Raw genomic sequence first — 24,960 nt, 5'->3', positions numbered from 1 at the left:
CCTGCACCGCCTCGCGTTGCGGGCCGCATCCGCGCGCCCAGAAGCGCGCCGCTGACGTGTCCCCCGTCCTGGCCGCGCTGTGCGGCCTGTTCCTGCTGCACGGATGCCCCGACATGGCCCTCGACATCGACCGCGCGGTGTTCTTCGACGCCGTGCGACGGCAGCCGTTCGCCGGTCAGCTGACGGCCAACCAAGTCGGAGGCATGGAGGCGATCCTCGACGCCTGCCCGCCGGATCTGGGTGTCGACAAGACGGCCTACTGCCTCGCCACCACCTTCCACGAGACGGCGCGCACCATGCGCCCGATCGAGGAGTACGGCCGCGGCAAGGGCAAGGCCTATGGGCCGAGCGGGTTCTTCGGCCGGGGCCTCGTGCAGCTCACGTGGCAGGCGAACTATGCCAAGGCGACGGCACGCCTGCGGACGCTCGGCGTGCTGAAGGCGTCCGAGGACCTGGTGAAGACGCCGGCCCTGGCGCTGCGGCCGGACGTGGCCTCGGCGATCCTGTTCACCGGGATGGTCGAGGGGTGGTTCACCGGCAAGAAGCTCGCCGACTTCTTCGGGCCGGGCCGGGCCGATCCGGTCGGGGCCCGCCGGATCATCAACGGCACCGACTGCGACAGGCTGATCGCGGGCTACCACGCTCAGTTCCGGGTGGCGCTCCTGGCCTCGGTCCGGATCCCGGTTCCGGCCCCGCCGCCGAAGGTGCCCGATCCGCTCGCGCCGATGACCGGTGCTTCGGGGTCTTCGGTGATTTTCGTCACGGCACCGTCGGAAACCGTCACAGACCCGCCCGGCCCGTCAAAACCGGTAACGCCTCCCCAGCCCGCCCCCTCCGGCGGGCTTTTTCGTGCGCCCAGCCCGGCGCCGGCCGCGCCCGGCTTCTGGTCCCGCGTCCACGCTCTGCTCTCCCGAAAGGCCGCCTGAGATGTCCCTGATCCAGCGCATCAACGCGCGCCTCGTCGGCGTGCGGCTCTACCTGCTTGCGATCCTGTTCGCGCTGCCGGACGTCCTGAACGCCGTCGTCGGCTTCGATTGGGCGAGCGTGCTGCCCCCGGCGTATGCCGGATATGGCGCGCGGATCGGCTCGGCCCTTGCGCTCGCACGCCTCGCCCTGCCGCCGGTCCTGAAGAACATCCGCGAGGCCGCTCGTCCGCCGGGCCCCTGCCCGGGCGACCGGCCGGGCGACGGCCCGCACTGATGGGTGCGCTCACCCTCCTCGGCGGCTTCCTGGTGAAGCTGCTCGGCACGGGCATCGTCACCCCGGTGCTCGACTACCTCGGCAAGCGCTCGGACGCCGAGGTGCTCACCAACGGGCAAAACGTGACCGGGGACGTGACGATCGCGCAGGCGCAGCTCACCGCCTACGTCGAGGAGCGCAAGGCCATCGCGCAGGAGCGGGCCGACCAGCACCTCTCGCCCTGGACGGCCTGGATGATCCCCACGGCGTTCGGGCTGTGCATGATCCACTTCGGCGCCATCGTCCTGGACTCGACGTTCCGGTTCAACTGGCAGGTGGCGAAGCTGCCGGCCCCCTACGACGCGATGGAAAACGCCATCGTGCTCTCCGTGATCGGCGTCGCCGGCATCGCGCCGACCGTCCGCCGCATCTTCGGCAAGTAGCCCCATACCCTCCCCCGCAGAGGGGGGAGGGTCGCGCAGGACTTCGCCCATGACCGACGCCCTTCCGCCGCGACGGCGCCGGCCGGCAGTCCCCCGCAAGGGTCTCGACCTCATCGCCGAGGGCGTCGCCGCCCGCGTGCCCCCGCCCGTCCCGCCGAGCCTGGGCGAAGGCCTGCTCGTCCGAGCTCGAAACGAAAGGGATCCCCTTGCCATGTCCGCCGGCTATGACGGGGGCGCCGAGGCGAACTCCGATACCCGCATCCTGGTCGCCCTCGCGCGGATCGAGGAGCGGCAGAACTCGATGCTCGACGCCAACAAGTCGGCCCAGGCCGCGGCGGAGGCTCGCCACACCAACGTGATGCAGGCGATCGCGACTTTCGTGCCGCGCTCGGAAATCGAGAAGGACAACAGGTCGCTCCACGAGCGGATCGATGGCGTGGAGAAGCGCCTCGACACGATGGACAAGAGGATCTGGGGCGCGGTGGCCGGGGCGGTGGGCGCCCTCGGCTCGGTGGTGATGACGAAGGTCGGCCTGCTGCACTGACCTTCCGTTGACATCTGTCAACATCCTCGAGCGCCCTGGCTTCGGTCGGGGCGCTCTTTTCGCGTCTCAGCTCTGCAATTTGAGAAGTGGTGCGAGCAACGGGTGAACCGTAGAAATCTGCATCCCCTCCCCGAGGGAAGCTTCGCCCGCCCGGCTCTGCCGTGGCGGGCTTTTTTTGCCTAAGCTGATGGCGCGGGAAGCAATTTCATCGGTTCTGCGGAATAGTTAGGCCGTGGGGCTGGCGCAGCAGGATCCTTCACGTAGCCAGTGCGCCCCTCTGCGAGACCGGCATTGACGAAATGAACGAGTGGGTTTTGACCTGAAGAGGCTACGTCCGGATTAGCTGCAAGATAACCTAATGTACTGAACCCAGCGCTCGGATCGCGCCCTTCTTTCCAGCCGTGATGTAAGTAGTGATCGAGCGGGTCGAAACCTTCCGCCCGCACGTCTGAGTACCAGAAAAGGTAGTAGATAGGATCGAAGCCGGGAAGCGGCATCCTAACCAGCGACGGGCGGCTATAGAACAGGTTGCGCAGGTGAAGCTTCATCGAAAATCCAAGGCTTGAACGGTGCCTTCGATCCATCATCCAGTTTCGTAGTGCAAGCTCGAACTAATCGGTCCCAGCCCGGGACGCTCCAGTCAGTCATGACGGCACGGCTCGCTAACCGCCAGCGTCCATGCCGGTCTCAGGCCGCGTCGCGTATCGGCCGCCGCTGGTGAGATCGGACGCTCCCCCGCCCCGTGAGCAGATCGGGGCGGGGCCGAGCGGAAGGTCCCGCCAACTGCGTCTGCGCGTTCAGTTTTTCCGGCGCTGTCCACACCACTCCACCGCGATCTCCACAGGCTATCCACACGAGGGTTGAGCCACCGCCGCAGGGCTGCTTGTTCTGCCTCCGTTCCGAAGCGGAGGGATCATGGCGGACCGGCTCGGCGACTACGCCCGCGGACAGGTGCGCGTCGAATGCGTGAGCTGCCGGAGGGTCGGCTGCTACGACGTGCGGAACCTGCACGCCCGGTTCGGCCTGGAGATCGAAGTGCTGGATCTACTCCGGGCCCTCAGCGCCTCCTGCCGGCACCAGCAGCCGCCGGGAGCGCCGAAGCCTCGGAAGTACGTGGCGGTCTGCCAAGCAAGGATCACGATGCCGCGGCAGCCGACGACGAGCCTGCCGACGCCGGGTGGGATGCCCTACACCATTGAAACGTGGAACATTGAGGGTGGCGGCGTCGAGATGCACCTCGCCGAGCTGTACCGGCTCGATATGGCAGAGGCGGCGTTTGAGGTCGTGTGCGCGCTCTGGCCCACAACCGAGGCCACGATCCGCCAGCGAGCGCGGATCGTAAGACGGCGGGAGCGCAAGCGATAGCGGCGCTTCGGCTTCAGCCGAAGTGCCCGTTTTTCAGTCCAAATCTTCAAGAAAATGCAAAGCGCTTCAGAGACTGCATAACTCTTGGTACATCTACATTGAAGGAGCCGTGCCAACCCTTGTGCGCTTCATCTGCCGGCGGATCAATGCAGTAAGCCGAGTAATGATGGCCGCAGATTGCCGCTAAGTTTTTATACCATCCATTCAATTGCTTCGAATGAAAAAGTTCGTATATTTTTAATCCGCCGGCATGCGCAATCATATTTGTTAGACCGCCCCCATGCGGGGCGACGACAATATCAGCATCAGCAAAAGTCTGTAACTCACTTGCATAAGACATTTCACTTGTTACTATTTCGACAAACCCGAGACTTTGTAAGGCATCGAATAACTCTTTAGTATTTACGATGCCCCGAGCGTTGCCGACATCACGTCTCGACAAGTATAAACGTCGATGTCCGTTCTCAGTTCGAGGCTTTCTGAGGTTTTTGAGAGCTTCGTTGCGGCCTGGATGAAAGTGCAATTCGTTCGGAACACAGAGAGCAGAGGGAACCAAAAGCCTTTCATAACGCTCGTGGGTCAGCCTATCGTTGCGCGGCGTACGAACGACTTCATCCGGGTCCAGGCCAAGCGTCGCAATTGCATCTTTGCGGAAATGTTCGACGCCAATACCGTCAAAACTCAGCAGCTTTGTGCTTGGTATTATAGACTTAAATAGATAATAGGCCTGTGCATTGCTGGCGCTCTGCAGATGCCAATGGCCATAATTGTTATATGTATTGTTAAAAAGAAATCCAGTTTCATCATACCGCTTAACAATACCAGAACTCGATGGAAGATACGCTGCCTCGTGATCTACTGCGAGGGTGAAATCGAAGTTGAGACCGCGATTTTGTGCGAAGCTTGTGGTCTCATTCATGACAAGACCATCGCGGGACACGACAATGCTTCCACACACAAGCTGCGCATCGTGCAAAACGTTCACGAAAAGAGGCTCAGAAAGATATGTGTGCTGGAAGAATTGATGTCCTTGATAGGTATCAATATTTGCATCGTCTAGAGTTAGAGATCCAAAATGGTTTCTAACTGTCACCGGGTCGTGGAGTATGAAGCTAAAGTCTGTCTTGTTCTTGATAAGCTTCGTTGCCTCCGCGGTGTCAGAGGTCGAAATTGGGAGAATACCCCGGTAAAGCGCGACGGGGGGACCAAGAGGCCGAAGTACATGAGGGATCGGTTTAGCATCTGGCTCCCTTGGGAAGTAGACACCCGATAACTCGCCATTATAATTAGGTGTAAGGGAAAATGAGAGGCGAGCTGTGCCCTCTTGATCGATTAATTTAAGATCTTGCCCCTCAATGGCCCAAGTTGTTTCGTTGGCGCTGCCGCCGACTACCGAGCCATCTTCGAAAAGATCTAGGCGAGCCGCGAGGTTTCTGCGATCGTAACGACACATATGCCAACGGCTAGGGCCGGTCATCTCGATGTCCTTAATGCAATAAGAAATTGTGCCGCGGAGTATCAGGATCCACTGATGATTCAGCGTTTGACTTGCGTGCCACCTATGCCGTCAGGATCATAGAAGCCTACCATAGTGCCCCCGAACGTCGGGCGTTCGTTGACGCGGGCTGCTCCCAAGACGGCGAGGCGCATTTGTTCTATCGCGTCCTGCGCAGATGTGGCCGATTGCTGGGGCGCAACGCCCCCGATATGCCAGCAGCTTTCGTGCAGGCCAAGCTCACGACGGATATCGTCAGGCGTTGCAGTATTGGGGCTTGCGTGCTCCGAGAATTCGGATCGAAATGCCCCATCCTGATACGAGGGTGTCGATCCGGCGTGGCCGCCAGGATGCCAGCAACTCTCATAGGGCGGGAGGTCGTCCAGGGCCCTATCAGCGCTCGGATCATTACTCGGCTCGCTCACTATGATCTCCCTGCGCTAGCCGCGAAATCACTACACGGTCGGACTGGCTTGCTCCATGCCCCAAGTGCGGACTGCGCGGAAATACGTCGCTCTCATCATCTCTCATCCCCACCGTATCGCCGGATCGTTTCCCGTCCAGCCACCGTCAGGAACCACGCCCGGCCGCTGGGATGGCTGACCCGGGACCCGCCCCGCTCCTCGACCAGGCCCATCTCGACCAGCAGCGGCATCGCGCTCGGATAGGCCTTGAGCCGGAGACCGCTCGGCGTTCCGGCGACCGCGCGCAGGGCGGCGAGCTGCTTCCCGCGGAGGGGAGGGATCATTCCTTTGGGCGACGCTGCCGGCGTCGCTGCGGGACCGCCCTATCCACCAAATCACGGATCATGCGGAAGGCGGCCTCTGAAGGTGTGCCGTAGGCCTGGTCCGCCGTTGCCTCGACGACCGCACGAATGTGGAGGAGCGCTTCGACGAGGTCGAGAAGCTGTTCTGCCTTGGGCGGTTCCTTTGCCACGGCTACCTCTCCCGCTCCGGCGGTGGCAGGAGCTTCGCGAAGGACGCCAGGATCAGCAACTCGGTTAGGGTGAAGGCCTCGCCGTCCACCAGCCAGTGCGGCCGGACAGGCGTAGGAGGCTTCACGCGGCGACCGAAGGCTCCCAGCGCTCGGGTTGCATCCAGAGCAGCTACGTCGCGCAAGGAGGCCGTATCGTCCATGTCGAAAAGATGAGATCGGACCGAGAAATTTCAGTCGCCTGCTTACTATGTGCTTACAACACCGAAACTCTGGTAAGCAGATAAATCGCTAAGCCATTAAAATAATTGGTGGGCGGTGACGGGCTCGAACCGCCGACCCTCTCCGTGTAAAGGAGACGCTCTACCAACTGAGCTAACCGCCCGGACGCGGGGTTCGATACGGCATTGCCGGGCGCCGACGCAAGGGGCGCCGTCCACCCAGGCGGTGCCCACGACAAAGCCCGGAGCCTTGCGACTCCGGGCGTCGTAGTGTCAGCGCAGCCCCGTTAGTGAGCGATGAAGGTCGCGCCTTCCTCGTCCGGGCGGGCGGCGGGCTTCACCGGCGGAAGGGGCTCGTCCCACTCGATCGGCTCGGGCTTGCGCAGCAGCGCTCGCTCAAGCACCTGCTCCATCCGGGAGACCGGCACGATCTCCAGGCCGTTCTTCACGCTGTCGGGCACCTCGGCGATGTCCTTGGCGTTCTCCTCCGGGATCAGCACCGTCTTGATGCCCCCGCGGAGGGCGGCCAGGAGCTTCTCCTTCAGGCCACCGATCGGCAGGACCCGGCCACGGAGCGTCACCTCACCCGTCATCGCGATGTCACGGCGCACGGGGATCCCCGTGAGCGTCGAGACGATGGCCGTAGCCATGGCGATGCCGGCGGACGGGCCGTCCTTCGGGGTCGCGCCCTCCGGAACGTGGACGTGGATGTCCCGGCGCTCGAAGAGCGGCGGCTCGATGCCGTAATCGAGGGCCCGGGAGCGGACGTAGCTCGCCGCCGCCGAAATCGACTCCTTCATCACGTCCTTCAGGTTGCCCGTCACCGTCATCTTGCCCTTGCCGGGCATCATGACACCCTCGATCGTCAGCAACTCGCCGCCGACCTCGGTCCAGGCCAGACCCGTCACCACGCCGACCTGATCGTCCGCGTCGATCTCGCCGTAGCGGAACTTCGGCGGGCCGAGGAAGACGGGCAGGTTCTCTTCGCTGGCCTCGACGAACTTCGCCTTGGTGATCAGGATCTCCTTTACCGCCTTGCGGGCGAGGTTGGAGATTTCCCGCTCCAGGTTCCGGACGCCGGCTTCCCGCGTGTAGCGGCGCACCAGCATCATCAGCCCGTCATCGGTGATCGACCACTCCTTCTTGTCGAGGCCATGCTTCTTCATGGCGCCCGGGATCAGGTGCTTGCGGGCGATCTCGACCTTCTCTTCCTCGGTGTAGCCGGCGATCCGGATGATCTCCATCCGGTCCATCAGCGGCGCCGGGATGTTGAGCGTGTTCGCCGTCGTCACGAACATCACGTTCGACAGGTCGTAGTCGACCTCGAGGTAATGGTCGTTGAACGTCGCGTTCTGCTCGGGATCCAGCACCTCGAGGAGGGCCGCCGACGGGTCGCCGCGGAAGTCCATGCCCATCTTGTCGATCTCGTCGAGCAGGATGAGCGGGTTGGACGTCTTGGCCTTGCGCATCGACTGGACGATCTTGCCCGGCATCGAGCCGATATAGGTCCGGCGGTGGCCGCGGATCTCGGCTTCGTCCCGGACGCCGCCGAGCGACATGCGCACGAACTCACGGCCGGTCGCCTTGGCGATGGACTTGCCGAGGGAGGTCTTGCCGACGCCGGGAGGACCGACGAGGCAGAGGATCGGACCGGTGAGCTTGTTCGCCCGCTGCTGCACGGCGAGGTACTCGACGATCCGCTCCTTCACCTTGTCGAGGCCGAAATGGTCCTCGTCCAGCATCGCCTGGGCGCCGAGGAGGTCCTTCTTGATCTTCGAGCGCTTGCCCCACGGGATGCCGAGCATCCAGTCGAGGTAGTTGCGCACCACCGTCGCCTCGGCCGACATCGGCGACATCTGGCGCAGCTTCTTCAGCTCGGCCGTCGCCTTCTCGCGGGCTTCCTTGGTGAACTTGGTCTTCTCGATCTTCTCCTCGAGCTCGGCCAGCTCGTCGCGGCCGTCCTCGGAGTCGCCAAGCTCCTTCTGGATCGCCTTCATCTGCTCGTTCAGGTAGTACTCGCGCTGGGTCTTCTCCATCTGCCGCTTCACGCGGGTCCGGATGCGCTTCTCCACCTGGAGCACGGAGATCTCGCTCTCCATCAGCGACAGCACCTTTTCCAGGCGCTGGGCGACGGTGGACATCTCCAGGATGCCCTGCTTGTCGGCGATCTTGACGAGCAGGTGAGAACCGATCGTGTCGGCGAGCTTGGACGGCTCGTCGATCTGGGTCACGGCGGAGACGACCTCGGGGGAGATCTTCTTGTTCAGCTTGACGTAGTTCTCGAACTCCGAGAGCACCGAGCGCGCGAGGGCTTCGGCCTCGACCTGGTCGCCGAGCTCATCGTGGAGCGCCAGCGCCGTCGCCTCGTAGTACTCGTCGGAGCGGGAGAAGTTCGCGATCTTGGCACGGCCAACGCCCTCGACCAGCACCTTCACGGTGCCGTCGGGCAGCTTCAGGAGCTGCAGGACGCTGGCGAGCGTGCCGATCTTGTAGATGGCGTCGGTGGCCGGGTCGTCGTCACCGGCATTGATCTGGGTCGCGAGGAGGATGTGGCGGTCGGAGCGGACAGCCTCTTCGAGCGCGCGGATCGACTTCTCTCGCCCCACGAACAACGGCACGATCATGTGCGGGAAGACGACGATGTCGCGCAGCGGCAGGACGGCATAGGAGCCCGTCGAGCCGGGAATGACCGGCTGGCGCGATTTCGACTGGGTCATATCGGAAACCTCATCAGGATTGCCGGGCCGCACGCTCCTCCATAAAGGAAGCAAGCATGCCGGCACGGCCGACCGGGCCGCGAGGGTCTGTCAAGGAAGATTGGGCGGCTGGTGACGCGGTACCGTACCTCTAGGGAGCATACGGCCACTGCGCTCAGCCTGAGATGGAAACACCCGGATCCGCTTTCAAGGAAGATCGGGGCTGGGGGCCCGGCATGGAGCCGGGCCGCCGTGTCGCACTCAGGCGCTGACGCTGGCGGGCGCTTCCTTGCCGCGCTCGCCATGGATGTAGAGCGGGCGCGACTTGCCCTCGACCACCTCGGGGCCGATCACCACCTGCTCGACCGATTCGAGGCCCGGCAGGTCGTACATCGTGTCGAGCAGGATCGTCTCCAGGATCGACCGCAGGCCGCGGGCGCCGGTCTTCCGCTCGATCGCCTTGCGGGCGACGAGGGACAGGGCCTCGTCCTGGAACGTCAGATCGACGTTCTCCATCTCGAACAGGCGCTGGTACTGCTTCACCAGCGCGTTCTTCGGCTCCTGAAGGATCTTCTTCAGGGCGGCCTCGTCCAGGTCCTCCAGCGTCGCCAGGACCGGCAGGCGGCCGACGAACTCGGGGATCAGGCCGAACTTCAACAGGTCCTCCGGCTCCACCGAGCGGAAGATCTCGCCGGTGCGGCGGTCGTCCGGGGCCTGCACGGCGGCACCGAAGCCGATCGAGGTGCCCTTGCCGCGCTGGGAGATGATCCGCTCAAGCCCCGCGAAGGCGCCGCCGCAGATGAACAGGATGTTGGTGGTGTCGACCTGCAGGAACTCCTGCTGCGGGTGCTTGCGGCCGCCCTGCGGAGGCACGGAGGCCACGGTGCCCTCCATGATCTTCAGGAGCGCCTGCTGCACGCCCTCGCCCGACACGTCGCGGGTGATCGAAGGGTTGTCCGACTTGCGGGAGATCTTGTCGATCTCGTCGATGTAGACGATGCCGCGCTGGGCCCGCTCGACGTTGTAGTCCGACGCCTGGAGCAGCTTGAGGATGATGTTCTCGACGTCCTCGCCGACGTAGCCGGCCTCGGTCAGCGTCGTCGCGTCGGCCATGGTGAACGGCACATCGAGGATGCGGGCCAGCGTCTGCGCGAGCAAGGTCTTGCCCGAGCCGGTGGGCCCGATCAGCATGATGTTCGACTTGGCCAGCTCGACGTCGTTGTGCTTCGTCGCGTGGGCGAGCCGCTTGTAATGGTTGTGCACCGCGACGGAGAGGACCTTCTTCGCGAAATCCTGGCCGATGACATAATCATCGAGGACGCGGCGGATCTCCTTCGGCGTCGGCACCCCGTCACGGCTCTTGACGAGGGAGGACTTCGACTCCTCACGGATGATGTCCATGCACAGCTCGACGCACTCGTCGCAGATGAACACAGTCGGGCCGGCGATGAGCTTGCGGACCTCGTGCTGGCTCTTGCCGCAGAACGAGCAATACAGCGTGCTCTTGGAGTCGTTGCCGCCAGACTTGCTCATATCGGTCTCCGATTCCCCACATGCGCTGCCGGCAACGGGGCGCATGTCCATTTCGTGAAACGTAAGGGGGTTCGCTTAAAGAAACAGTGTGCTGCGCGCCTTTGACCGTGAGGTCACAACCCCCGATGCAAACATGCTGCCGCGGCAGGATCAAGGCCGCGGCAGCATGGTCCGAGGGTCAGGCTGCAGCCGGTTCGGGCCGCTTCTGGATGACCTCGTCGATCAATCCGAACTCCTTGGCCGCGTCCGCGGTCATGAAGTTGTCGCGCTCCAGGGCCTGATGGATCGTGTCGTATTCCCGGCCGGTGTGCTTCACGTAGATCTCGTTGAGGCGCCGCTTCAGGGCCTCGATCTCGCGGGCATGGATCAGGATGTCCGTCGCCTGGCCCTGGAACCCGCCGGAGGGCTGGTGGACCATGATCCGGGCGTTCGGCAGGGCGAACCGGTGGCCGGGCTCGCCGGCGGTGAGCAGGAGCGACCCCATCGAGGCGGCTTGGCCGACGCAGAGCGTCGTCACCGGGCAGCGGATGAACTGCATCGTGTCGTAGATCGACAGGCCCGACGTCACCACGCCGCCGGGCGAGTTGATGTAGAAGGAAATTTCCTTCTTCGGATTCTCGGCTTCGAGGAACAGGAGCTGCGCCACGATGAGCGACGCGCCGTAATCCTCGACCGGCCCGGTCAGGAAGATGATCCGCTCACGCAGCAGGCGGGAGTAGATGTCGAAGGCGCGCTCGCCGCGGCTCGATTGCTCGACCACCATCGGAACGAGGGCATTGTTGTAGACGTCGATCGGATCTCTCATCTCATCCTGCCCCGGGGGTGAGGCCCGGGGCCCGCCGAATCACGGGCCCCCGGGCATGTCAGCGAACAACGACGATGCTTAACCATCGCCTAAAGTGGTTGCCCGCTGCCCTCGGACGGCGCGGGCCTACTCGGCCGAATCGGCGGCCTTCACAGCCGGCTTCTCGCCGGTCGTCTCGTCTTCCTCGTCGTCGGCGAACAGGGCGTCCTTCGCGACGGGCTCTTCTACGACTTTGACCTGACCGAGGACATGGTCAACTACCTTTTCTTCGAACAGGGGGGCCCGCAGCTCAGCGAGCGCCTGCGCGTTCTTACGGTAGAAGTCCCACACCTGCTGCTCCTGGCCGGGGAACTGCCGCACCCGGGCGATGAGCGCCTGATTGACCTCCTCGTCGGAGACCTTGATATCGGCGCTCTCGCCGACCTGCGCAAGCACGAGGCCGAGGCGGACGCGACGTTCGGCGATCTTCCGGTACTCGGCCTGGGCCTTTTCCTCGTCGGTGCCCTCGTCCTCGAAGGTCTTCCCGCGCGTCTTCAGGTCCTGCTCGACCTGCGCCCACACCGCCGCGAATTCCTGCGCGACCAGGGACGGGGGCAGCTCGAATGCATACTTACCGTCGAGGGCGTCCAGGAGTTCCTTCTTCAGGCGACGGCGCGAGGCGGCCTCGTAGTCGGTGCCGATCGCCTTGGAGATGGCCTCCTTGAGCGCGTCGAGGGTGTCCATGCCCATCGTCTTGGCGAACTCGTCGTCGATCTTCGCCTCGCCGGGCTGCTGGATCTTCGTGACGGTCACGTCGAACTCGGCATCCTTGCCGGCGAGCTGCTCGGCGCCGTAGGCCTCCGGAAAGGTGACCTTCACGGTGCGCTGGTCGCCGACCTTGGCGCCGACGATCTGGTCTTCGAAGCCGGGGATGAAGGTGTTGGAGCCGAGTTCGAGGTCGACGCCCTCACCCTTGCCCCCCTGGAACTCCTCGCCGTCGATGCGGCCGACGAAGTCGATGGTGACCCGGTCGCCCGCCTCGGCGGCGGCGCCCTCGTCACGGTCGGCGAACGGGCGGCTCTGCCCGGCCATGCGGTCCAGGGCCTCGGTCACCTCTTCGTCGGACGGGGTGGCGACGAGCTTGGTCAGGCTCACGTCGGACAGGTCGGCCAGCTCGAAGGTCGGCATCACCTCCAGGGCGACCTTGAAGGCGAGGTCGGCCTTGGCGTCCAGGGCCTTCTCGACCTCCTTCTGATCGGAGGGGAACTCGATCTGCGGCTCGAGGGCGAGCTTCAGGTTGTTGTCGGTGACGATCTTGCGATTCGCCTCGTTCACGGCGTTCTGGACGACGTCGGCCATCACCGAGCGCCCGTAGACCTTGCGCAGGTGGGCGACCGGCACCTTGCCGGGGCGGAAGCCCTTCAGCTGCACCTTGTCCTTCATGCCGGCGAGTTCGCTGGTCAGGCGCTCCTCGAGTTCCTGGGCGGCCAGCAGGACCTGATATTCCCGCTTGAGGCCCTGGGTGTTGATCTCGGTGACCTGCATCGTCGTCGCTCTTCCAGAATCGTGTGCGGCCCCGCCCCATCGAAGCCGGGTCGAGGTTCTGCGGCGGCTGGGGGGCGGGCGTCGGCAGGGACAGGTGGAAACCTGCCGTCGCGGGTGGGCCTGGTGCGGGCGGAGGGGCTCGAACCCCCACGTCTTGCGACACTGGAACCTAAATCCAGCGCGTCTACCAGTTCCGCCACGCCCGCGCGCGCCGACAACCCGGCCCGTCGCCGGCCGCCGGAAGCGCGCCCTATAGCACGCGTGGCGGCGCCCGCAGCAAAAAACTTGAGCTTCCCACGGGCTTGCGGCTCCGGTGGCGCACCCGCCTCCGCACAGTTATGGAGCGTCGCTCTCCCGACGCCCACGAGGACCCATGGCTGCCACGTTCACGCCGCCATCCGCCGCCGACTCGCCGGCCGATTCCCACGGCCCGGACCGGGGGGGACCGGCCTCCCCCTCCCGGCGCGCGCTGATGGGCGGCCTCGCGGCGCTCGGCCTCGCGGGCCAGGCCCGGGCGCAGGGCCGCCCCCCCGGACCCGGCAAGGCACCCGCCCCCGCCCCGGCGCCTGCCCCGGCCCCCGCGGCACCGCCGACGGAGGCCGCCGGGCTCCAAGCCGCGCCCGGCAAGGCCCGCCTGCGGCCGGAGCCCGCCCCGGAGACGGCGATCTGGTGCTTCGACGGGCGCAGCGCCCCGCCCCTCGTCCGAATCAAGCTCGGCCAGCCGGTGCGGCTGATGCTGCGCAACGGCACCGACAAGCCGCTCTCGCTGCATTGGCATGGGGTGCGCAACGTGAACGCCATGGACGGCGTCGGCGGTGTCACCCAGGCCCCCGTCCCCCCCGGGGGCGAGTTCCTGTACGCGTTCACGCCCCCCGACGCGGGCACCTTCCTGATCCGCCCCCTCGTGGTGGGCGGGGCGAGCGAACCGTCGGGGCGGGGCCTCGCCGGCCTGCTCGTGGTGGAGGAGGCGAGCCCCCCCGCCGTCGACGCCGATCTCGGGCTGCTGGTGCAGGATTGGCGGCTGGAGGCCGACGGCAGCCTGATGCCCTTCGGCCAGACCTCCTTCGCCGCCACCAACGGCCGGCTCGGCAACGCCGTCACCGTGAATGGCGGCTCGGTTCCGCAGGCCGTCGAGGCCCGGCCGGGGAGCCGGATCCGCCTGCGGGTCGCCAACGGCTGCAGCGCCCGGGGAACCCGCCTGCGGTTCGAGGGGGTGAAAGTCTACGTCGCGGCGGTGGACGGGCAGCCCACCGACACCTTCGAGCCCCTGCGGGCCACCCTGCCCTTCCCCCCAGGCAGCCGCTACGACCTGATGATCGACCTGCCGGAGGAGGAGGGCGCCACCGCGAGCGTCATCGCGCTGATCGGCCAGGGACTGACCCTGGCGAGCGTCACCACCAGGGGCGCAAAGCTCGGGCAGGCCCGCCCCCCCATCGGCCCCATCGGTGAGAACAAGAAGCTCCCCGCGGAGGTGAAGCTCCAGAACGCCATGCGGCGGGACGTGGTCATCACCGGGGGCGCCTTCATCCCGAAGGAGGCCAAGGAAGCCAAGGACAAGGCCGCCCCCGAGCCGGTCTATACCGGCGATCCGCAGAAGGTCTGGGCCATCAACGGCACCAGCGCCGCGGCGGGAATGCCGCCGATCTTCTCGGTGAAGCGCGGGCAGGTGGTGGTGCTGGCGCTGCGCAACGACACCGCCTTCCCGCAAGCCCTGCACCTGCACGGGCACTGCTTCCGCCTGCTCCACCCCCTGGACGACGGCTGGGAGCCCTACTGGCTCGACACGTTCCAGCTCCTCGAAGGCCGCACCGCGCGGATCGCCTTCCTGGCCGACAACCCCGGCAAGTGGCTGATCAGCGCCACGGTGCTGGAGCGGTTCGACACCGGGCTCTGGACGATGTTCGAGGTGACCTGACGGGTCCGCCCGGCGACGAGGGGCGCGGTGCCGGGGCCGCGCCTCAGACAGCCGTGCCCCACCGCTCCGCCAGCCCCGAGAGGACGGCCGGCATCAGTTCCGGGAGGTCCTCGGCGATGAGGCCGGGGCCGTGGCGCAGGCCGGCGTCGCCGTGCAGCCAGACCGCCGTGCAGGCGGCCTCGAAGGCGGGCATGCCCTGCGCCAGCAACCCCGCGACGAGGCCGCCGAGCACATCGCCGGACCCCGCCGTCCCCAGATACGGGCTGCCATGGGCGTTGATGGCGGCGCGCCCGTCCGGGTGGGCCACCACCGTGTCCGCCCCCTTGAACACGACCACCGCCTTCATCAAGGCCGCCGCCGCCCGGGCGCAGGCGACCTTGCTGCCGGCCCGCAGCACCTTCGTGTCGTCGAACAGGCGGGCGAACTCGCCGGCATGGGGCGTCAGCACCGCCTCGCCCCCGCCATCGGCCAGAAGGCCGGCGAGGTGCTTGGCCTCCCCGGCAAAGCTCGTCAGGGCGTCGGCGTCGAGGACGAGGCTGCGCCCGGCCGACGCCGCCACCGCGATGCGCTCCCGGGTCGGTTCGCCGACGCCGAGGCCCGGCCCCATGAGGATGGCGTTCAGGCGCTCGTCGGCCAGCAGGTCATCGAGGTCGTCCGGGTCCTCGCAGCGGCGGAGCATGATGGCGGTGAGCTGGGCGGCGTTCTCCGCCAACGCCCCGGCGGGCGAGGCCAGCGTCACGAGCCCGGCCCCGACGCGCAGGGCCGCCCGGGCCGCGAGGCGCGCCGCGCCGGTCCGCGTGGCGGGCCCCGACAGGATGACGGCGTGGCCGCGGGTGTATTTGTGGCTCGCCCCGTCGAGGCGCGGGAAGGCCGCCCCCCACAGGTCGGGCCCGTTGCGGTGAAGCGGCGGCAGGGATGCCGCGAGCCCCGCGGCGATGGCGTCCGCACCCGCCCCGATCTGCACCACCTCGACCCGCCCGCACAGGCCTCGGCCGGGTTCGAGCAGATGCGCCGGCTTGAGGGCGACGAAGGTCACGGTCTCGACCGCTTGGAGGGCCGCACCGCGCACCGCGCCGCTGTCGCCATCGACGCCGCTCGGCACATCCACCGCCAGCACCGGCAACCGGGCCTTGGCCACCCTGTCGACCATGGCGCGGGCCGCTCCGTCGAGCTCCCGGGACAGGCCGGCGCCGAACAGCGCATCGATCACGAGGTGGACGCCGCCGAGATCGTCGGGCAGATCGGAGAGAACCGGGCCGGTCCATTCCCCCGCGGCCAGGGCGGCATCGCCCTCGAGGGCGCCGCGCTCGCCAAGGAGCACCAGGGTCACCGCGTAGTCCGCCCCCGCGAGGTGCCGGGCCGCCACGAAACCGTCGCCGCCGTTGTTGCCCGGCCCGCACAGAACCAGAACGCGGCCCCCGGCCGGCGCGAGGATGCGGGCGCGCCCGGCCACGGCCGAACCCGCCGCCTCCATCAGCGCGATTCCCGGCACGCCGCCGGCGATGGCCGCCGCATCGAGCCGGGCCACCGCCGCGACGCTGAGCACGCGTGTCCCCACCGCCATCTCTGCCCTCGCCTCGACCATTCGATGCTCACTTTGTGGACAAATCCGCGGCGATCGCCTCAAGGATGCGCAGGAAATGCACACCGATTGGGCTGTTTGCGGCAGGGCCGGAGCAAAACGCCGTGGCGGCTGGCCTGCCGCGATGGTACTGTCCCGTCGCGTTGACAGACAGGCCCGAGCGGCATGAAGAAGATCGAAGCGATCATCAAGCCCTTCAAGCTGGACGAAGTGAAGGAGGCCCTCCAGGAGGTCGGCCTCCAGGGGATCACCGTGATCGAAGCCAAGGGCTTCGGGCGCCAGAAGGGCCATACGGAGCTCTACCGGGGCGCCGAATACGTGGTCGACTTCCTGCCGAAGGTGAAGCTCGAGATCGTCCTCTCGGACGCGCTGGTCGAAGGCGCCGTGGACGCGATCCGCAAATCCGCCCAGACCGGCCGCATCGGGGATGGCAAGATCTTCGTCTCGACCATCGAGGAGGCGATCCGCATCCGAACCGGCGAGACCGGGCCGGACGCAATCTGAGTTCCGTGGCAAGCTGAGCCGCACTATTCGGCCGCTGCCTTCTTTTCGGACTTGCACGAATATCCGGCAAAGGGCGGCCAGCCATGGTTGCCGGCGCCCCGAGACCTTACATCCCTCCTGACGAGGTGGCCCATCCGGTCGCCGACAACAGCCTGGAGGGCTGTACGATGGGCGCCACCGACCTCCGCGAGGCCGCGAAAGTCTACGATCTGGCCGCGTTCCGCCGTGCACAGACACGGCGCCAGCCGACCGTGGCGGCCAAACCCACCCCCGCCGTGACCGGTGGCGCGTGGTACCACGAAGCCGCGATCCGCGACGACGACCGCACCCGCGGCCGCTGAGTCTCCGGCCTCGTCCTGAAAGTCTGACCTGACAAGTCCGGACGCCTCGACAGGTCTTCGCGACGCATTCCGCCTTCGCGAGCACCGCGGAGGATGCGAGGACAGTCGGTCGCTTCGCCTGCAATGACGGTAGGGGCGTCGCCCCCCTTCGCGACTCCAGGGCGCTTCGCCTGAGATGCGGGGATTGCGCGGGAGATGCTTCAACGGAAAAGCCGGGCGCGAGGGCCCGGCTTTTCGCATTCAGACAGACCGGTCGGTCTTCAGGCCGCGGCGGACTGGGCGGACTGGACCGAGGCGATGGTCTTCAGGACCTGCGAGGCGATCTGGTAGGGGTCGCCCTGGGAGTTCGGACGGCGGTCCTCAAGGTAGCCCTTGTAGCCGTTGTTGACGAACGAGTGGGGCACGCGGATCGAAGCGCCGCGGTCAGCCACGCCGTAGCTGAACTTGTTCCACGGCGCCGTCTCATGCTTGCCGGTGAGGCGCATGTGGTTGTCGGGGCCGTAGACGGCGATGTGGTCTTCGATATTCGTCTCGAAGGCCTTCATCAGGCTCTCGAAATACTCCTTGCCGCCGACTTCGCGCATATGGGAGGTCGAGAAGTTGCAGTGCATGCCCGACCCGTTCCAATCGGTGTCGCCGAGCGGCTTGCAGTGGTACTCGACGTCGATGCAATACGTCTCGCAGAGGCGCTGCAGCAGGTAGCGGGCCATCCACATCTCGTCGGCGGCCTTCTTGGAGCCCTTGCCGAAGATCTGGAATTCCCACTGGCCCTTGGCCACCTCGGCGTTGATGCCCTCGTGGTTGATGCCGGCATCGAGGCAGAGGTCGAGGTGCTCCTCGACGATCTTGCGGGCGACGTCGCCGACGTTCGAATAGCCGACGCCGGTGTAGTACGGGCCCTGCGGGGCCGGGTAGCCCTGCCCGGGGAAGCCGAGGGGACGGCCGTCCTTGTAGAAGAAGTACTCCTGCTCGAAACCGAACCACGCGCCCGCGTCATCGAGGATGGTGGCGCGCTTGTTCGACTCGTGCGGGGTCTTGCCGTCCGGCATCATCACTTCGCAGAGCACCAGCACGCCGTTCTTGCGGGCCGGGTCGGGGAAGTGGCGCACGGGCTTCAACATGCAGTCGGAGCTGCCACCCTCGGCCTGCTTCGTGGACGACCCGTCGAAGCCCCACATCGGAAGTTGGTCGAGGGTCGGGAAGCTGTCGAATTCCTTGATCTGCGTCTTGCCGCGCAGATTTGGCACCGGCGTGTAGCCGTCGAGCCATATATACTCGAGCTTGTATTTTGTCATTCCGGTCTCTCGCCGATCCCTCGATCCCTTGTCGACGCGGCGCCCCGCAGATCATGGGGCTCCGGCGAACGGCACGCCGCCTTGCAACGGTCGCCGAACCCTAAGCACGCATCGTGCCATTGGCGCGGCGTAAGTTGCGATGTTCCATCCCAGTCGATCACAGAGTCGTGCGCCGATCGAACGATCGAGTCGGACTTCTCAAGCCTTTTTTCTTGCGAATCTGCCTATTATCCTATAATAGGTCCGCTAGATCGGAGGCAGCGGGATGGAATCGTTACCGTCCAAAATCCAGCGGCAACGTTGGCGCCTTTCAGCCTTGAAGGTGCAGGTGGCCTTTCTTCAATGCGGACTGTTCCTCAAAACCTTCAACCCAAATCAACCGCGCGTTCCGGCTGGCGAACCAGATGGCGGCCAGTGGACGAACGGAGGCGAAGCTGCTCAGGATTCTCCGCAAGATGATGCTAAAATTATCTTTGTCGCAGATCACGATGACCGACGCTACAGCGTTGATTTGCGCGAGGAAGAACGTGGCGGCAGCCATGCCATTAAAATGCATGTGGAGAAGACAGATCTAGAGATGCTGCAGCGTGTTCGGAACGAGCAGTATCGGACATATCTTCTCACAACTGTCAGGAGACGCGTCGGCTCATTTTCCTCATTCGAAGCTGCAAACGATTTTGTCAATAGAACTTTGTAAGCGAATTCAGCACAGGTCGATTCGGTAGCCGAAGGGAGAACAGAGGAAATCTTCATAACTCGGCGTTTCGGCTACCCAACGGGACGCGAAGCTTATAGTAAAGATGGCTTGGAACCTTACATGCGCAACACATATAGTGTCGGCGTGTTCATCGTAAATGATTCAACAAGAGTACGTGGCTATCGCATTATCACGGCCTATCCGCGAAACGACGGTGAGTAAAATTCAGCCATCCGACGAATTTAAACAATATGGTCGCATGTTCATTCAGGATCTTTACCTGCTCGGAGACTCGTTTGAGGAAATTATTGACCGCATAACCAAAAACTATGATGGAATTAAAAGAGCTAAATTACTTAATTTTATCGACAAGATACTCGAATCAAACCTCACACACCAGGAATTGCAGCGACTTTGGTCGGCGACGGACAGTGATATTTATTTCCGCTCGGCAGAAGGATTCAAGGACTTCCTGAGGATGACGCGAGATCGGCTCTGACTTGGAGGTCGGACCGCAGCGCGCGGATGCCCGATGCGGATTCATTGAGCCCACGGCTTCGGGGTGATTCCCACGGCCCGGGTGGTGCCGAGCCGAGCCGGGCTGTATGGGTCGGCCCGGCTGAACGAAAGCCAGGAGAGACGCCTCGATGACCACCGCAGCCGAAGTGCTCAAGACGATCCGGGACAACGACGTCCGCTACGTCGACCTCCGCTTCACCGACCCGCGCGGCAAGTGGCAGCACGTAACCTTCGACGTCTCGATGGTGGACGATGCCTTCTTCTCCGAGGGCCAGATGTTCGACGGCTCCTCGATCGCCGGCTGGAAGGCGATCAACGAGTCAGACATGCTGCTGATGCCCGATCCGTCCACCGCCTGCATGGACCCGTTCTTCTCGGCTTCGACCCTGTCCGTCGTCTGCGACGTCCTGGAGCCGGAAAGCGGCGAGCCCTACGGCCGCGATCCCCGCTGCACGGCCAAGCGCGCCGAGGCCTACCTTCAGGAGATCGGCATCGCGGACACCGTCTATGTCGGCCCCGAGGCCGAGTTCTTCGTGTTCGATGACGTGAAGTTCTCCGCCGACCCGTACAAGACCGGCTTCGAGCTCGATTCGACCGAGCTGCCGACCAACGGCTTCACCGATTACGAGGGCGGCAACCTCGGCCACCGGATCCAGATGAAGGGCGGCTACTTCCCGGTTCCGCCGCAGGATTCGGCGCAGGACATGCGCGGCGAGATGCTGGCCGCCATGGCCGCCATGGGCGCCACCGTCGAGAAGCACCACCACGAGGTGGCGAGCGCCCAGCACGAGCTCGGCCTGAAGTACGACACCCTCACCACGATCGCCGACCACCTGCAGATCTACAAGTACTGCATCCACAACGTCGCGCAGAGCTACGGCAAGACCGCGACCTTCATGCCCAAGCCCGTCTACGGCGACAACGGCTCGGGGATGCACGTGCACCTGTCCCTGTGGAAGGACGGCAAGCCGCTGTTCGCGGGCGACAAGTATGCCGGGCTGAGCCAGGATTGTCTGTATTTCATCGGCGGCATCATCCGCCATGCCAAGGCGCTGAACGCCTTCACCAACCCCTCCACCAACTCGTATAAGCGGCTGGTGCCGGGGTACGAGGCCCCCGTGCTGCTGGCCTACTCCGCCCGCAATCGTTCGGCCTCCTGCCGGATCCCGTGGACCAAGAGCCCCAACGCCAAGCGCGTCGAGGTCCGCTTCCCCGATCCGACCGCCAACCCCTACCTCGCCTTCTCGGCGCTGCTGATGGCCGGGCTCGACGGCATCCGCAACAAGATCGACCCCGGCGCGGCGATGGATAAGGACCTCTACGACCTGCCGCCGAAGGAGCTGCGCCAGATCCCGACCGTCTGCGGCTCGCTGCGTGAAGCCCTCACCAGCCTCGACAAGGACCGCGCCTTCCTCACCGCCGGCGACGTGTTCACCGAGGACCAGATCGATTCGTTCATCGAGCTGAAGATGGCCGAGGTGCTGCGCTACGAGATGACCCCGCACCCGATCGAGTTCGTGCAGTACTACTCGCTCTGATGCGACACGGAGGCGGCCCGCGAGGCCGCCTCCGACCGCGGGCCGATCTCACAGCATCGGGCTGCTGAGCAAGTCGTGCCACCGGTACACGGCGCGCGAAGCACCCCAGCCGTGCGCCTCTTGAGGTTTCCCGGCTGCCGGACTCGCTTCGCGTGAAATCACGATCCGAGGGAGCTCAGACCGTCGGCTCGTTGTCTTCGGATCGGCGGCAGTGGGGTCTAAAGCGGCGGTTGTCCCGACAAGCTCGTCCCCCGAGCGGCTTTCGATCCCGGATAGGGGCTGATTTCCATCATATCCCGTCGTCGATCCTCTCCGTTGCCTGCCTATCGACCTCGGTCGAAGGGATGCGTGGCAAGAGATCATTCACCGACGGATGGACCGACGCATCGGGGCTACGCAGATCGTGGCCGCACGCATGTGCATCGGTCTCGCTATCCGAGCATTCAATCCCAATCAGTCACGTGTCCCGGCGGGTCAGCGCTGATTTTACGCTTGCACCGCCTATTCGGTCACCGTTGGGTTTTTAAAATTGTAGTTTCACTAGATTTTTGCAAACTTGATTCGAAGTCTTATCAAGCTGCTTTTGAAATTTTCTCAAATTGAAACGAGTTTAACCAGCTTTTTGGACCCATCCAGAGATAATCCGGAACAGATTCGCCTCCGAAATCATCTCTATCTCCGGAGAAGATCGCTGCAAGCCGTGGTCATCGTCCCCGGCAGACACGGTCTTCGACGATGGGCAGGAGCTTCGGAGGTTTCTCCGCGCGGTGTCTGATCGGCTCTGAAGGAGCGGTCAGACGGACCCTCCTCGCCGGCCTGATCGGGAAGTGACCGGCGAGGAGGATCTGGCCCAGTCGCTAAGCTCGGGCAGTCGCAATCTAGCAATGTCCGCGGCTGATACCGTCACCGCAAAACCTCACACGGGCTTCAACGCAGCATTGCTACGCTGTCTCCCGGCGCCAATGGTCGCGGTGGAGGGCATCCGGCCCTCAGCTGTGCGCGAAGATGTCGGCCTCGTCCCAGCCGAGCAGATCGAGCCGGGCCCGGGCCGGCAGGAATCGGAAGCACGCTTCGGCCAGATCGGTGCGCCCCTCGCGCGCGAGCATCGAATCGAGCTTCGCCTTGGCCGCGTGGAGGTGCAGCACGTCAGAGGCGGCGTAATCGAGCTGCGCCTGGGTGAGTTTGTCGGCGCCCCAGTCGGAGGATTGCTGCTGCTTCGACAGGTCGACCCCCACCGTCTCGCGGACCACGTCCTTCAGGCCGTGGCGGTCGGTGTAGGTGCGGGCGAGCTTGGAGGCGATCTTGGTACAGTAGACCGGCGAGGGCATCACCCCGAGCCGGTGGAACAGCACCGCGAGGTCGAACCGGGCGAAGTGAAAGAGCTTCAGCACCGCGTCATCCCCGAGCACGCGGATGAGCGTCGCCGGGGGCGGACCGCCGGGCAGGATCTGGACGACATCGGCCGTGCCGTCGCCCTTGGAGAGCTGCACCACGCAGAGCCGGTCCCGGTGCGGGTTCAGGCCGAGGGTTTCGGTGTCGATGGCGACCGACGGACCGGGATCGTAGGAGGCGGGCAGGTCTCCGCGGTGAAGGCGGACGTTCGGGTTCTGGCTCACGGAACGGTCTGGCTCGGCGTCGGGGAAAGGCCGGCGGGTATCACCGGCCGCAGGGGCGGACAAGGCGGCGGCTCCCCCCCGACTTTCCCGCCGATCCACCGGGCGGGCGGTGTAAGCTCATCGCTCCACCCTCGCGCGGAACTCGGAGACACGCGGCCCATGCAAGACATCGCCTCCATGAACGCGGCCGGCGTGATCGCCGCCCTCGGCCTGCAGCCGCACCCCGAGGGCGGCCATTACCGCGAGACGTTCCGCGATCCCGTCGAGGCCAACGGGCGCTCGGCGGGGACGGCCATCTATTTCCTGCTGGATGTGGGCGAGGTCTCGGCCTGGCACCGGGTCGATGCCGCCGAGATCTGGCACTGGTATGCCGGCGCGCCCCTCGTCATCAGTGTCAGCCCCAACGGCCACGACGCGTCGGCCCACCACCTCGGGCCGGAGATCCTGCGCGGGCAGCGGCCGCAATTCGTCGTCCCCGCCGGCCATTGGCAGACCGCCACGAGCCTCGGGGCCTGGACCCTGGTCGGCTGCACGGTGGCGCCGGGCTTCGATTTCGCCGGGTTCGAGCTCGCCCCGCCGGACTGGCGCCCCCTCCCCCGGTCGTGAGGGCGGCTCAGGCCACCCGCGAGGCACGCACCGCGCAGAGGGCGCCCGCCACGATGAGGAGGCAGGACAAGGCCAGGGCCGGCGTCGCCGGGGCGTAGCCCGTCGCCACGAGGATCAGCGTCGAGAGGATCGGGGCGGCGTAGGCGGCGACGCCGAGCAGCCTCACGTCGCCCCGCTTGCAGCCGATGTCCCAGAGATAGAACGCGGCCCCCACCGGCCCCAGGCCGAGGAGGACGATGGCGGCCCAGGCGGAGGGCACGTCCGGCCAGACGGTGCGCTCCAGGCCGAGGTGGCAGGCGAGGCTCAGGAGGCCGGTGACGAGGCAGAAGCCGGCGACGGCCTCCGTGGGAACCGCGCCGGCCCGGGTGGACAGGACGGAATAGGCCGCCCACACGAACGCCGCCGCCAGGGCCGCCGCGTATCCCGGCAGCGCCGCGGCGGTGAAACCGGAATCGCGCCCTGTCAACAGGACCGCCACCCCCGCAAAGCCGAGCAGCGCCCCCGCGACGTGCCCTGGCCGCAGGCCCCCCGCCCCCGGAAGCCGGGCCGAGAACAGCACGATCAGCAGCGGCCAGAGATAGTTGACGAGGCCGGCCTCGGCGGGGGGCGCGAGCCGCAGGGCGGCGAAATACAAGGCATGGTAGCCGAACAGGCCGCCGACCCCGAGGAGCCACACCGTCGGCGGCTGCCGGAGGACCCGCACCCGCCCGGGCCGCAGGACGAAGCCCGCGCAACCGGCCAGGCCGCCGATCAGGAAGGTGATCGCCGCGAGCTGGAAGGGCGGGACGCCCCCCGAGGCCACGGTGAACAGGGCGAGGAGCGACCACAGGAGGATCGCGCCGAACCCGATGAACGTGGCGCGGGCGGTCGCGATCGGCAGGGGGGCGGCTGTCATCGTCTCTCATCTTCCCCCAGCCGGAACCGGGCCGGCGGCGGGCGTCATACCGCCTCCCGCGCCGATTGGGCGCCAAAGCGACTCGGCAGGAGGACGGAAATCCGGTCGAAGCCCCCCGCGGAAGTGGAAAACCATTCATCGCGGCGGGCCGGGATACCGGTACACTGCTCTCACGATGGGCAGATCCGGCATCCGGGGCGAGCTCCATGCACAGGACGCAAGCCTTTGCCGGCTATAGCCTTCGGAAATTGTTGCGGACTGGCAACATCAGATCGCAACGAGGCTGACCCGAACAAATCCAAGTTGCTACGCTCCCCCCGTTCGCACATGGTGACCCTGCACGGGGGCATCGCCAAGCGACGGCCCGCTGGAGCCCGCCAATTAAGACGCGGGCCAGATCAAATAAAAGAACGCGGCAAGACTCGGAACACCGAGCAGTCCGCATCTTGGGTCTCGAAGCTTTGGAGATGATGATGAAGCTCTTGAAGAGCTCTCTGCTCGGTTCGGCAGCCGCGCTGGCCGCCATGGGCGCCGCCCACGCAGCCGACCTTCCGGTGAAGAAGGCCGTTCCGATCGAGTTCGTCCGTGTGTGCTCGGCCTACGGCGCCGGCTTCTTCTACATCCCCGGCACCGACACCTGCCTGCGCCTCTCGGGCCGCGCCCGCTTCGAGTACGGCTACCAGGCCCCCCTCAGCCGCGGCCAGGGCAACGGCG

Annotated in this window: 26 protein-coding genes and 2 tRNA genes; 13 read left to right on the top strand and 15 right to left on the bottom strand. The window is 65.6% G+C overall.

What is annotated here, in order from left to right:
• Positions 1 to 56 precede the first annotated feature (56 nt).
• The 4 genes from MKK53_RS22255 (at position 57) to MKK53_RS22240 (ending at position 2,166) form a co-directional block, all read left to right on the top strand.
• Positions 57 to 926, top strand: coding sequence for a hypothetical protein (locus MKK53_RS22255; protein ID WP_243930949.1), 870 nt, complete (start codon positions 57 to 59; stop codon positions 924 to 926).
• Position 927: 1 nt separating this feature from the next.
• Entirely contained in the window at positions 928 to 1,200 is a 273-nt protein-coding gene (locus MKK53_RS22250; RefSeq protein WP_243930948.1) for a hypothetical protein, read from the top strand.
• A complete protein-coding gene (locus tag MKK53_RS22245) occupies positions 1,200 to 1,622 on the top strand; it encodes a hypothetical protein (RefSeq protein ID WP_243930947.1) in 423 nt (140 codons plus the stop codon). Before MKK53_RS22250 ends, MKK53_RS22245 begins: the two co-directional genes overlap by 1 nt.
• Before the next feature lie 211 nt (positions 1,623 to 1,833).
• Positions 1,834 to 2,166, top strand: a complete 333-nt coding sequence (locus MKK53_RS22240) for a hypothetical protein (protein WP_243930946.1) — start codon at positions 1,834 to 1,836, stop codon at positions 2,164 to 2,166.
• Positions 2,167 to 2,345: 179 nt separating this feature from the next.
• On the opposite strand, the gene MKK53_RS22235 is transcribed toward MKK53_RS22240, so the two are convergent.
• Positions 2,346 to 2,714, bottom strand: coding sequence for a hypothetical protein (locus MKK53_RS22235; protein WP_243930945.1), 369 nt, complete (start codon positions 2,712 to 2,714; stop codon positions 2,346 to 2,348).
• Between the two features lie 367 nt (positions 2,715 to 3,081).
• On the opposite strand from MKK53_RS22235, the gene MKK53_RS22230 reads away from it, so the two are divergent.
• Positions 3,082 to 3,531 (top strand): hypothetical protein, encoded by a 450-nt coding sequence (locus MKK53_RS22230; protein WP_243930944.1) that lies wholly within the window; start codon positions 3,082 to 3,084, stop codon positions 3,529 to 3,531.
• 46 nt (positions 3,532 to 3,577) lie between these two features.
• Here MKK53_RS22230 and MKK53_RS22225 read toward each other — a convergent pair whose 3' ends face one another.
• From MKK53_RS22225 to MKK53_RS22185, 10 genes are all read right to left on the bottom strand, one after another.
• Entirely contained in the window at positions 3,578 to 5,008 is a 1,431-nt protein-coding gene (locus MKK53_RS22225; protein WP_243930943.1) for a glycosyltransferase family 61 protein, read from the bottom strand.
• A 538-nt stretch (positions 5,009 to 5,546) separates the two neighbouring features.
• Entirely contained in the window at positions 5,547 to 5,774 is a 228-nt protein-coding gene (locus tag MKK53_RS22220; RefSeq protein ID WP_243930942.1) for a hypothetical protein, read from the bottom strand.
• The gene (locus MKK53_RS22215) at positions 5,771 to 5,962 is read right to left on the bottom strand and encodes a hypothetical protein (protein ID WP_243930941.1); all 192 of its coding nucleotides are present in this window, start codon (positions 5,960 to 5,962) and stop codon (positions 5,771 to 5,773) included. The genes MKK53_RS22220 and MKK53_RS22215 overlap by 4 nt, the downstream gene beginning before the upstream one ends.
• A gap of 2 nt (positions 5,963 to 5,964) precedes the next feature.
• Complete coding sequence (locus MKK53_RS25490) at positions 5,965 to 6,087, bottom strand: hypothetical protein (RefSeq protein WP_279599213.1); 123 nt, start codon at positions 6,085 to 6,087, stop codon at positions 5,965 to 5,967.
• A 181-nt stretch (positions 6,088 to 6,268) separates the two neighbouring features.
• Positions 6,269 to 6,344: transfer RNA gene (locus MKK53_RS22210), tRNA-Val, on the bottom strand.
• 123 nt (positions 6,345 to 6,467) lie between these two features.
• The gene (gene lon / locus MKK53_RS22205; RefSeq protein WP_243930940.1) at positions 6,468 to 8,897 is read right to left on the bottom strand and encodes an endopeptidase La; all 2,430 of its coding nucleotides are present in this window, start codon (positions 8,895 to 8,897) and stop codon (positions 6,468 to 6,470) included.
• 240 nt (positions 8,898 to 9,137) lie between these two features.
• Positions 9,138 to 10,409 carry an ATP-dependent Clp protease ATP-binding subunit ClpX gene (clpX, locus tag MKK53_RS22200; RefSeq protein WP_243930939.1) on the bottom strand — a complete coding sequence of 424 codons (1,272 nt, stop codon included), beginning with the start codon at positions 10,407 to 10,409 and terminating at the stop codon, positions 9,138 to 9,140.
• A gap of 178 nt (positions 10,410 to 10,587) precedes the next feature.
• On the bottom strand, positions 10,588 to 11,214 hold the full coding sequence (locus MKK53_RS22195) for an ATP-dependent Clp protease proteolytic subunit (protein WP_243930938.1): 627 nt from the start codon (positions 11,212 to 11,214) through the stop codon (positions 10,588 to 10,590).
• A gap of 126 nt (positions 11,215 to 11,340) precedes the next feature.
• On the bottom strand, positions 11,341 to 12,738 hold the full coding sequence (tig, locus tag MKK53_RS22190; RefSeq protein WP_243930937.1) for a trigger factor: 1,398 nt from the start codon (positions 12,736 to 12,738) through the stop codon (positions 11,341 to 11,343).
• 121 nt (positions 12,739 to 12,859) lie between these two features.
• Positions 12,860 to 12,944 (bottom strand) — tRNA-Leu (locus tag MKK53_RS22185).
• Between the two features lie 167 nt (positions 12,945 to 13,111).
• Here MKK53_RS22185 and MKK53_RS22180 point away from each other — a divergent pair.
• Positions 13,112 to 14,653, top strand: a complete 1,542-nt coding sequence (locus MKK53_RS22180) for a multicopper oxidase family protein (protein ID WP_409564395.1) — start codon at positions 13,112 to 13,114, stop codon at positions 14,651 to 14,653.
• A gap of 43 nt (positions 14,654 to 14,696) precedes the next feature.
• Here MKK53_RS22180 and MKK53_RS22175 read toward each other — a convergent pair whose 3' ends face one another.
• Positions 14,697 to 16,217, bottom strand: a complete 1,521-nt coding sequence (locus MKK53_RS22175) for an NAD(P)H-hydrate dehydratase (RefSeq protein ID WP_243930936.1) — start codon at positions 16,215 to 16,217, stop codon at positions 14,697 to 14,699.
• A 183-nt stretch (positions 16,218 to 16,400) separates the two neighbouring features.
• Here MKK53_RS22175 and MKK53_RS22170 point away from each other — a divergent pair, with 183 nt between their 5' ends.
• On the top strand, positions 16,401 to 16,739 hold the full coding sequence (locus MKK53_RS22170; protein WP_238248076.1) for a P-II family nitrogen regulator: 339 nt from the start codon (positions 16,401 to 16,403) through the stop codon (positions 16,737 to 16,739).
• A gap of 167 nt (positions 16,740 to 16,906) precedes the next feature.
• Positions 16,907 to 17,080: a DUF2735 domain-containing protein gene (locus MKK53_RS22165; RefSeq protein ID WP_243930935.1), complete on the top strand. Its 174-nt coding sequence runs from the start codon at positions 16,907 to 16,909 to the stop codon at positions 17,078 to 17,080.
• Between the two features lie 260 nt (positions 17,081 to 17,340).
• Here the strand turns inward: MKK53_RS22165 and MKK53_RS22160 are convergent, their stop codons facing one another.
• Positions 17,341 to 18,375, bottom strand: a complete 1,035-nt coding sequence (locus tag MKK53_RS22160; RefSeq protein ID WP_243930934.1) for a glutamine synthetase beta-grasp domain-containing protein — start codon at positions 18,373 to 18,375, stop codon at positions 17,341 to 17,343.
• Positions 18,376 to 18,640: 265 nt separating this feature from the next.
• Here MKK53_RS22160 and MKK53_RS22155 point away from each other — a divergent pair, with 265 nt between their 5' ends.
• From MKK53_RS22155 to glnA, 3 genes are all read left to right on the top strand, one after another.
• Positions 18,641 to 19,072 carry a hypothetical protein gene (locus MKK53_RS22155; RefSeq protein ID WP_243930933.1) on the top strand — a complete coding sequence of 144 codons (432 nt, stop codon included), beginning with the start codon at positions 18,641 to 18,643 and terminating at the stop codon, positions 19,070 to 19,072.
• Between the two features lie 157 nt (positions 19,073 to 19,229).
• Complete coding sequence (locus tag MKK53_RS22150) at positions 19,230 to 19,571, top strand: hypothetical protein (protein ID WP_243930932.1); 342 nt, start codon at positions 19,230 to 19,232, stop codon at positions 19,569 to 19,571.
• Positions 19,572 to 19,719: 148 nt separating this feature from the next.
• Positions 19,720 to 21,129: a type I glutamate--ammonia ligase gene (glnA, locus tag MKK53_RS22145; RefSeq protein ID WP_243930931.1), complete on the top strand. Its 1,410-nt coding sequence runs from the start codon at positions 19,720 to 19,722 to the stop codon at positions 21,127 to 21,129.
• A gap of 989 nt (positions 21,130 to 22,118) precedes the next feature.
• On the opposite strand, the gene MKK53_RS22140 is transcribed toward glnA, so the two are convergent.
• Complete coding sequence (locus tag MKK53_RS22140; protein ID WP_243930930.1) at positions 22,119 to 22,745, bottom strand: ribonuclease D; 627 nt, start codon at positions 22,743 to 22,745, stop codon at positions 22,119 to 22,121.
• A gap of 177 nt (positions 22,746 to 22,922) precedes the next feature.
• Here MKK53_RS22140 and MKK53_RS22135 point away from each other — a divergent pair, with 177 nt between their 5' ends.
• The gene (locus MKK53_RS22135; RefSeq protein ID WP_409564418.1) at positions 22,923 to 23,351 is read left to right on the top strand and encodes a cupin domain-containing protein; all 429 of its coding nucleotides are present in this window, start codon (positions 22,923 to 22,925) and stop codon (positions 23,349 to 23,351) included.
• A gap of 7 nt (positions 23,352 to 23,358) precedes the next feature.
• Here the strand turns inward: MKK53_RS22135 and MKK53_RS22130 are convergent, their stop codons facing one another.
• Complete coding sequence (locus MKK53_RS22130) at positions 23,359 to 24,246, bottom strand: DMT family transporter (protein WP_243930928.1); 888 nt, start codon at positions 24,244 to 24,246, stop codon at positions 23,359 to 23,361.
• A gap of 473 nt (positions 24,247 to 24,719) precedes the next feature.
• On the opposite strand from MKK53_RS22130, the gene MKK53_RS22125 reads away from it, so the two are divergent.
• Positions 24,720 to 24,960: porin (locus tag MKK53_RS22125; protein WP_243930927.1), on the top strand; the 241-nt coding region annotated here is incomplete at its 3' end.

Origin of the sequence: Methylobacterium sp. J-076 (assembly GCF_022829405.1) — a bacterium.
Classification (GTDB): domain Bacteria; phylum Pseudomonadota; class Alphaproteobacteria; order Rhizobiales; family Beijerinckiaceae; genus Methylobacterium.
Note: the sequence above shows the minus strand (reverse complement) of the source record. Positions and strands in the feature narration are given on the sequence as shown.